Here is a 7,122-nt window from a genome sequence, read left to right on the forward strand (position 1 = left end):
CTTACAGTACCGCCGCCACGGCCTCGGCCGCCTCGTCGATGAAGCGGAACTCCAGCTCTTGCCGCACGTTGTCCGGCAGGTCCTCCAGGTCATCACGGTTGCGTGAGGGGGCCAGCACGGTCTTGACCCCGGCCCGGTGGGCCGCCAGCACTTTTTCCTTCAGGCCGCCGATGGCCAGTACCCGGCCGGTGAGGGTGATCTCGCCGGTCATGGCCACGTTGCGGCGGGCCGGTTTGCCGGTCAACAGCGATACCAGCGCGGTGACGATGGTCACCCCGGCCGAGGGGCCGTCCTTGGGGATCGCCCCGGAGGGGACGTGGATATGGATCTGGCGGCCCTCGAAGGCGCCGTGGGGGATGCCTAGCTGGCCGGCGTGGGCCTGCACGTAGGACAGGGCCGCCCGGGCCGACTCCTTCATCACGTCCCCCAGCGAGCCGGTCAGGATCAGTTCCGGCTTGCCCGGCATGGCGGTGGCCTCAACGAAGAGAATATCGCCGCCGGTCTCGGTCCAGGCCAGGCCGGTCACCACCCCCACCCGGTCCAGCTCGGCCGCCACCTCGTTGTGGAACTTCTTGGGCCCCAGCAGCTCGGCCACCACCTCGGGGGTGATCTCCTTGCGCAGCGGCTTGGTCTGGGTGATCTCCTTGGCGATCTTGCGCAGCACCTGGCCGATGGTGCGCTGCAGGTTGCGCACCCCGGCCTCGCGGGTGTACTCGCGGATGATGCGGGTCAGCGCTTCTTCGGTAAAGGTCGGCGGCGTTTTGGCTAGGCCGTTTTCCTCCAGCTCGCGGGGGATAATGAAGCTGCGGGCGATATGCAGCTTCTCCTCGGTGGAGTAGCCGGCCAGCCGGATTACCTCCATCCGGTCCTTCAACGGGCCCGGGATCGGGTCCAGCTGGTTGGCCGTGGTGATAAACATCACCTTGGACAGGTCGAAGGGCACATCCAGGTAGTGGTCCTGGAAGGAGAAGTTCTGCTCCGGGTCCAGCACCTCCAGCAGGGCGGAGGAGGGGTCGCCGCGGAAGTCCTGGCCCAGCTTGTCGATCTCGTCCAGCATGAAGACCGGGTTGTTGGCCCCGCAGCGGAACAGCTCCTTGATGATCCGGCCCGGCAGGGCGCCGATGTAGGTGCGGCGGTGGCCGCGGATCTCGGCCTCGTCCCGCACCCCGCCCAGGGAGACCCGCACGAACTTGCGGCCCATGGCTCGGGCAATGGAGCGGCCCAGAGAGGTCTTGCCGACGCCGGGTGGTCCGACAAAGCAGAGCACCGGTCCCTTCATCGATTCCTTCAGGGAACGTACCGCCAGGAACTCCAGGATCCGTTCCTTGACCTTTTTCAGGTTGTAGTGGTCTTCGTCCAGCACTCCTTCCGCCTTGACGATGTCCAACAGGTCCTGGGTGGAGACGTTCCAGGGCATGCCGGCCAGGTAGTCCAGATAGGTACGGGAGACGGTGTATTCCGGCGATGAGGCGTTGATCCGTTCCAGCCGTTTCAGTTCCTTGTCGGCGATCTTCTTGACTTCGTCCGGCAGGCCGGCCTCCTCGATCTTCTTGCGCAGCTCGTTGATGTCGGCCGACCGGGGGTCCTCATCCCCCAGTTCCTCCTGGATCTGCTTCATCTGTTCCCGTAGCAGGTATTCCTTCTGGTTCTTGCCCACACGCCGGTTGACCTCGGTCTTCAGTTCCGCGTTGACCTGCAGCTTCTGCACCTCGTTGGTCAGATGGATGTAGACCTTTTTCAGTCGTTCCAGCGGATCGATGGTCTCCAGCAGTTCCTGCAGGTCGGCCAGCGGCAGGTTGACGTAGAGTGCCACCAGGTCTGACAGGCGGGCCGGGTTGTCGATGTAGTCGATCATCTTCATCACGTCATCCGGCAGCGGCTTGCCATAGGAGAGTGAGATCTTCAGCAGGCCGATCAGCGACTGCACCAGTGCCTCGGAAACCAGCCCCTTTTCGGCAAATTCCCGTAGCACCTCCACCTGGATCAGGGGGAAGGGCGAGCTTTGCTCCAGTTCTCCCAGCTGGATCCGATTGACCCCTTCCAGGGTGATCTTGTGGCGCCCGCCGCTGACCTTCTTGATCTGGGTGACCCGGCAGACCGTGCCGATGTCGTGTAGACGTGCGCGCAACTCGGCATCATCGTGATCGGCCCGTTGCAGGGTGACTGCCATGAAGCCGTCATAGTGTTCCTGGGCCTCTTTAAAGGGCAGCGCGCCCGCTTCATCCTGATAGACCGGAAAGATCATATAGGGGAAGGCCACCATGTCCTTCAGCAAGTACAGTGGCAGGCTGTCCGGTATGTTCAGTTCGCTGTGTGGCATGGTTGGGGTACAACTCCTCTGTGGTGGTGCGTGTTCGGAACAATACTAGCGTGTTATGGTAGCACAGCGGGGCTGTTATCGCAATCTCAGGTCCGCCGGCCGTCTCGCACCGCCACCGCCACGGTGCGGACACAGGCTGCGGGGCCGGCCAGTCGCCGATACAGTCGGGCCAGGAAGCGGATGGTCACCAGACGATGGAGGGCGGCCTGGGTCAGCCGGTAGAGCCAGCGCCGCAGCCAGGAGGGGCGCGGTGATCCCAAGAGCAGCGGACAATAGTCGGCAAGCCGCAGGGTGATCCGTTGGCCGTTGTCCGGCAGCGACGCGGTCAATAGCAGCAGTTCGCCCCGCTCGCAGTGGGCCGGCTGCACCAGCCAACCACCGCAGATCCGCAGGGCCAGACCGTCCCCCTCGGGGAGTGTAACCGGTTCTGGTGGCAGGAAGGTCAAGAGCGGCAGACAACCTGCCAGGGTGAAGGCAAGACCCTGCTCGGTGGCTTGCGGACGCACCAATCCCCAGGTCTGTCTGGTGATGTCATGCAGGTAGTGCTGCAGCAACTCCTGCCCATCCAGCCGGGGCAGGCCGGGGGGCAGGTCGGTCCACTGGATAGAGAAGACCGAGTTGTCTTCCTGCAGCACCTGCTGGCAGGCGATCTGCTGTGCCGGACGGTTGTTCATATCTGCTAGTGTGCCATAAAATAGTGTGCTTGCCAGCCACTGATTTTATGGCACACTACTGACCACTATGACGACACAGACAAGCAAGGCGATACTGGTTACCGGGGCAGGCGGTTTTATCGGCCGGCGCCTGGTGCGTGAACTGCTGCAACGGGGCCATCGGGTGCGCTGCATGGACCGGCGTCCCACCGGTCATCCCACCGGTCATCCCACCGGTCATCCCACCGGTCATCCCACCGGCTGCGAGCAGGTGCAGGCCGACCTGCTTGATCCGGACAGTCTGACGGCGGCCCTGGCCGATGTGGACAGCGCTTACTATCTGGTGCACTCCATGGGACGTGGCAACGGCGATTTTGCCGATCAGGACCGTCAGGCAGCCCGTAATTTTGTGGCAGCCGCCGAGGCGGCCGGCGTCAGACGGGTGATCTATCTGGGCGGGCTGGGGGAGACCGGCGACAATCTGTCCCACCACCTGGCCAGCCGGTTGGAGGTGGCTCACATCCTGCAATCGGGCCGTTTCAGCACCACCTTTCTGCGGGCCGCGGTGATCATCGGTTACGGCGGCGCCTCCTACGAGATGGTACACAGCCTGGTGCGGCGTCTGCCGATCATGATCACCCCCCGTTGGGTGACCACCCGCAATCAGCCGATCGCCGTTGCCGATGTGATCGCCTATCTGGCCGGTTGCCTGGAGGAACCCGGGACCTCCGGCCAGACCTTCGACATCGGCGGCCCGGATGTCTTGACCTACAAGGAGATGATGGAGCGCTTTGCCCGGATCGAGGGGCGGCGGATCTGGATTGTCCCGGTGCCGGTGCTGACCCCCAAACTGTCCGCCTACTGGGTCGGCCTGGTGACCCCGGTCAAGGCGGCCATCGCCATCGCCCTGATTGAAGGGCTCAAAAACGAGGTGATCTGTCGCGACAACCGGATCCGGGAGCTGATCCCGATTCCGTTGACCAGTTTTGACGATGCGTTACGAACGGCTCTGGCCGAACAACAACAGGCAGGAGGATGAAACCATGAGCAAAAAGATCGGTGTGGTGCTGTCGGGCTGCGGCGTGCGGGACGGCAGCGAGATCCATGAGGCGGTGCTGACCCTGTTGGCCATTGACCAGGCCGGCGCTGAGGTGGTCTGTATGGCCCCTGACACGGAACTGGCCGAGGTGAACCACTGCAGCATGGAGGCCACCGGCGCCAGGCGCAGGGTGCTGGTGGAATCGGCCCGTATCGCCCGGGGCAACATCAAGGATATTGCAACGGTCACGGCTGCCGATCTGGATGCCCTGATCTTCCCCGGCGGTTTTGGTGCTGCACTGAACCTGTGCGACTTTGGCCAGAAGGGGGCCGCCGCCAGTGTAAACCCGGAAGTGGCCAGGCTGGTACGGGAGGTGCACGCTGCCAAAAAGCCGATCGGCGCCATCTGCATCGCCCCGGCCCTGATCGCCGCTATCCTGGGTGAGGGCGCTGCGCCGACCCTGACCATCGGCTCTGATGCCGGCACCGCCGCCGAGATCGAGAAGACCGGTTCACGGCATCAGACCTGTGGCGTGACCGAGTTTGTGGTGGACAACGCCAATAAGATCGTCACCACCCCGGCCTACATGCTGGGCACCCGCATCAGCGAGGTGGCCCAGGGTATCACCAAGTGCGTCAATGAGGTGATCAAGCTGGCCTGACGGGACAGCAGTTTGCAGAACAGCCATGTAAAACAGCGGGCGCCCCGATCGGGGCGCCCGCTTTCGTGTGGGTATAAGCTAGTCGATTGGAACAGGGTGTCGCGACTCATACCTCTTTTTGGCACTGTTTTACGAGTGCTTTGTCAAAGGTCATCAGCCTGTGTTGCCCCTGCCGGACCGTGGCAGCCAGCAGGCAGTCCACCGGGTCAAGGGTTGTTTTCATAAAGATGCCCAGAGCAGAGGCCAAACGATCTCGGTCAGGGTTGCTGATCCCTTTGTAGGTAAGCATGCCAAGCAGGCTTTCGGCGGCGGCAGCCCGTGGCACCTGGTAGTGTTTGGTCAGCACATAGAGGCATTCGGTGATTACGGATTCTAGCACCAGCGCTCGTTCTTTGCCGGTGCGCACCTGTTCGAAAAAGGCGTTGGTTTCCAGAAACTGTTTGGCATCGTCCCGCAACAGATACCGCAGGATGTAGTTGGTGTCAGGCAGCGCGACCGGCTTTTTCATCAGCCACCTCCTGCCAGACCTTGTCTCTGATGGTGCTGAAATCTTCTTTCCTTTGCGTTGCATACTGGGCCAAAGAGCCGGCAACACTCTGTACCGGCCGTAAGATTACCTCTTCACCTTGTATCTCAATCTCAATCGTGGTGGTTTTTAACGCCTGCCGCGCCAGCCGGGGTATGGTGATCTGCCCTTTTGAGGTTATGGTTGCGGTGTAGGTCATATAATGCCTCCGGATGATTTGTGCATTACTTTTGCTTAGTGTAATGTAAAAGCAGAAAAGCATAAAGTTTTTTATGCATCTGCCCGGCACAGTCTTTAATACAAAGCGGGCGCCCTTTTTGGGGCGCCCGCTGCTGTCAGCAGTGTCGACGTGCAAGCCGTTGCAGTATTACGCCGCTTCCCTGAACGGAATAACCTCGTCTTCAATCCGTCCATCCAGTTGCAGCTCCAAACACTCCAGATCATACTGCGTTTGAAGATTCAGCCAGCTTTGGGGGTCAGTGCCGAAGAAGCGGGCCAGCCGCAGCGCGGTTTCTGCAGTGATGGCCCGCTTGCCGGCGCAGATTTCATCAATGCGGCGCTGCGGCACGCCAAGGGACTTGGCCAAACGGTAGCGGGTGATATTGAGCGGTTTCAAAAAATCCTCCAGGAGAATTTCGCCGGGGTGGACCGGTGGCAGATCACGCGGTCCCATGGTCTCTTCCTCGTTAATGGTAATCGACGATTTCACAGTCATAGACATTTCCTTCCTGCCAGCGGAAACAGATCCGCCACTGGTCGTTGATACGGACGCTCCATTGCCCGGCCCGGTCGCCGGAAAGCTGTTCTAGGCGATTGCCCGGCGGCACGCGCAAGAAATCCAGGTTAGCGGCAGCGTGGAGCTGTTTCAGCTTGCGTTGGGCAGTGCGTTGCATGTCCTGCGGCAAGCGCACAGAAAATCTGCCATGAAAGAGCTTTTCGGTTTCCTTGCTGGCAAATGAAACAATCATAGAAGAATAGTAACGGGCATCGGTAGTATTGTCAAGCGATAGTACTGTGAAAACATACAGGTTCAAAACATCAACATTCCGGAAATGTTTCTAAAAAGCGTTTTAGACCTGTGCATGCTACATTTACATCAACCTTAAAGGAGGTGCGTCATGGAACTATTCGTTGTCTGCAGTGTCGGCGTGGTTGTGGCTGCTCTGTTGTTCAGGGAATTTGGCGGCAAAAGGGGTACTGCTTCCGCCATCAGATCGCAGGATGCTGCATCAGCCGGTTTGACAAACACGCCTCCTCCCGACTGGATGACCGATCCGGCTTATTTCTGGATGATGGGCAATATCTACTACAGCCAGCACCAGGAGCAGGCCGATGGGAACAGCAGTGACTGGATGACCGATCCCTCCCGTTCTTATCTGCCCGGCAACAGCTACTATCAGGATGACTCGACACCGTCATCCTGCTCCTGCACGGGTAGCGATTGGATGACGGACCCCTGCTGTTCCTACCTGCCCGGTAATATTCACCATGATGCTCATTTCGGTTCGAGCAGCTGGTCGAACAGCGGCAGCTCCTTTCGTGATGACTGAACACGTTATGAGTTGGCTACGCTCTGCAACGGGCTGCTTGGAACGCTAGTGTTGAGGTGAAAAGGAGTATGTTAATGATGAAACGGCTCATAACCTGTGCTGCCCTGCTTGTTCTGGCAGGTACACAAACAGGCTGCAGCAGTACGCTGACGGTGCGCGATGTCGGGATTGGCATGCAGCTCGGCGGTGTCAGCGGCCATGGGGGCATTATTGCACCCTTTGTCTGGGGGACTGGCGTCATTCTTGAAGGTTCCTCGTCGTTTCAAGTGGGTTGAGGGTATAGCGAGTTGAATCTGAGCTTGCCTGCAATGATGTAGGCCATGGTAATCAGATTCTTGGGGTTGCGATATCCTCGTGCCCGCGCCTTGGCTGC

The 7,122-nt window shown here is 60.3% G+C and carries 10 protein-coding genes; 4 read left to right on the forward strand and 6 right to left on the reverse strand.

The window, feature by feature from the left end; genetic code table 11:
- Position 1 precedes the first annotated feature (1 nt).
- Positions 2 to 2,320, reverse strand: a complete 2,319-nt coding sequence (gene lon, locus RBQ93_RS08855; RefSeq protein WP_320371746.1) for an endopeptidase La — start codon at positions 2,318 to 2,320, stop codon at positions 2 to 4.
- An 86-nt stretch (positions 2,321 to 2,406) separates the two neighbouring features.
- Positions 2,407 to 2,994 carry a hypothetical protein gene (locus RBQ93_RS08860; RefSeq protein ID WP_320371747.1) on the reverse strand — a complete coding sequence of 196 codons (588 nt, stop codon included), beginning with the start codon at positions 2,992 to 2,994 and terminating at the stop codon, positions 2,407 to 2,409.
- 67 nt (positions 2,995 to 3,061) lie between these two features.
- On the opposite strand from RBQ93_RS08860, the gene RBQ93_RS08865 reads away from it, so the two are divergent.
- Positions 3,062 to 4,012, forward strand: a complete 951-nt coding sequence (locus RBQ93_RS08865) for an NAD(P)H-binding protein (RefSeq protein ID WP_320371748.1) — start codon at positions 3,062 to 3,064, stop codon at positions 4,010 to 4,012.
- Positions 4,013 to 4,016: 4 nt separating this feature from the next.
- A complete protein-coding gene (gene elbB, locus RBQ93_RS08870; RefSeq protein ID WP_320371749.1) occupies positions 4,017 to 4,673 on the forward strand; it encodes an isoprenoid biosynthesis glyoxalase ElbB in 657 nt (218 codons plus the stop codon).
- 106 nt (positions 4,674 to 4,779) lie between these two features.
- Here the strand turns inward: elbB and RBQ93_RS08875 are convergent, their stop codons facing one another.
- The 4 genes from RBQ93_RS08875 to RBQ93_RS08890 all read right to left on the reverse strand — a co-directional run bounded on the left by RBQ93_RS08875 (position 4,780) and on the right by RBQ93_RS08890 (position 6,167).
- The gene (locus RBQ93_RS08875) at positions 4,780 to 5,181 is read right to left on the reverse strand and encodes a PIN domain-containing protein (RefSeq protein WP_320371750.1); all 402 of its coding nucleotides are present in this window, start codon (positions 5,179 to 5,181) and stop codon (positions 4,780 to 4,782) included.
- Positions 5,156 to 5,398 (reverse strand): AbrB/MazE/SpoVT family DNA-binding domain-containing protein, encoded by a 243-nt coding sequence (locus tag RBQ93_RS08880; protein ID WP_320371751.1) that lies wholly within the window; start codon positions 5,396 to 5,398, stop codon positions 5,156 to 5,158. The genes RBQ93_RS08875 and RBQ93_RS08880 overlap by 26 nt, the downstream gene beginning before the upstream one ends.
- A 168-nt stretch (positions 5,399 to 5,566) precedes the next feature.
- Entirely contained in the window at positions 5,567 to 5,872 is a 306-nt protein-coding gene (locus RBQ93_RS08885; RefSeq protein ID WP_413818372.1) for a HigA family addiction module antitoxin, read from the reverse strand.
- A 13-nt stretch (positions 5,873 to 5,885) separates the two neighbouring features.
- Complete coding sequence (locus RBQ93_RS08890) at positions 5,886 to 6,167, reverse strand: type II toxin-antitoxin system RelE/ParE family toxin (RefSeq protein ID WP_413818373.1); 282 nt, start codon at positions 6,165 to 6,167, stop codon at positions 5,886 to 5,888.
- 150 nt (positions 6,168 to 6,317) lie between these two features.
- Between RBQ93_RS08890 and RBQ93_RS08895 the strand changes: the two genes are divergently transcribed.
- Complete coding sequence (locus tag RBQ93_RS08895) at positions 6,318 to 6,749, forward strand: hypothetical protein (protein WP_320371754.1); 432 nt, start codon at positions 6,318 to 6,320, stop codon at positions 6,747 to 6,749.
- Between the two features lie 74 nt (positions 6,750 to 6,823).
- Positions 6,824 to 7,024: a hypothetical protein gene (locus RBQ93_RS08900; protein ID WP_320371755.1), complete on the forward strand. Its 201-nt coding sequence runs from the start codon at positions 6,824 to 6,826 to the stop codon at positions 7,022 to 7,024.
- Positions 7,025 to 7,122: the final 98 nt, after the last annotated feature.

The sequence above is a fragment of the Trichlorobacter sp. genome, from assembly GCF_034008105.1.
Lineage (GTDB): Bacteria > Desulfobacterota > Desulfuromonadia > Geobacterales > Pseudopelobacteraceae > Trichlorobacter.

What these genes read in the sequence shown, in the direction of transcription:
- lon (WP_320371746.1), bottom strand. Translation starts at nt 2,320, where the DNA reads ATGCCACACAGCGAACTGAACATACCGGACAGCCTGCCACTGTACTTG.
- RBQ93_RS08860 (WP_320371747.1), bottom strand. Translation starts at nt 2,994, where the DNA reads ATGAACAACCGTCCGGCACAGCAGATCGCCTGCCAGCAGGTGCTGCAG.
- RBQ93_RS08865 (WP_320371748.1), top strand. Translation starts at nt 3,062, where the DNA reads ATGACGACACAGACAAGCAAGGCGATACTGGTTACCGGGGCAGGCGGT.
- elbB (WP_320371749.1), top strand. Translation starts at nt 4,017, where the DNA reads ATGAGCAAAAAGATCGGTGTGGTGCTGTCGGGCTGCGGCGTGCGGGAC.
- RBQ93_RS08875 (WP_320371750.1), bottom strand. Translation starts at nt 5,181, where the DNA reads ATGAAAAAGCCGGTCGCGCTGCCTGACACCAACTACATCCTGCGGTAT.
- RBQ93_RS08880 (WP_320371751.1), bottom strand. Translation starts at nt 5,398, where the DNA reads ATGACCTACACCGCAACCATAACCTCAAAAGGGCAGATCACCATACCC.
- RBQ93_RS08885 (WP_413818372.1), bottom strand. Translation starts at nt 5,872, where the DNA reads ATGGGACCGCGTGATCTGCCACCGGTCCACCCCGGCGAAATTCTCCTG.
- RBQ93_RS08890 (WP_413818373.1), bottom strand. Translation starts at nt 6,167, where the DNA reads ATGATTGTTTCATTTGCCAGCAAGGAAACCGAAAAGCTCTTTCATGGC.
- RBQ93_RS08895 (WP_320371754.1), top strand. Translation starts at nt 6,318, where the DNA reads ATGGAACTATTCGTTGTCTGCAGTGTCGGCGTGGTTGTGGCTGCTCTG.
- RBQ93_RS08900 (WP_320371755.1), top strand. Translation starts at nt 6,824, where the DNA reads ATGATGAAACGGCTCATAACCTGTGCTGCCCTGCTTGTTCTGGCAGGT.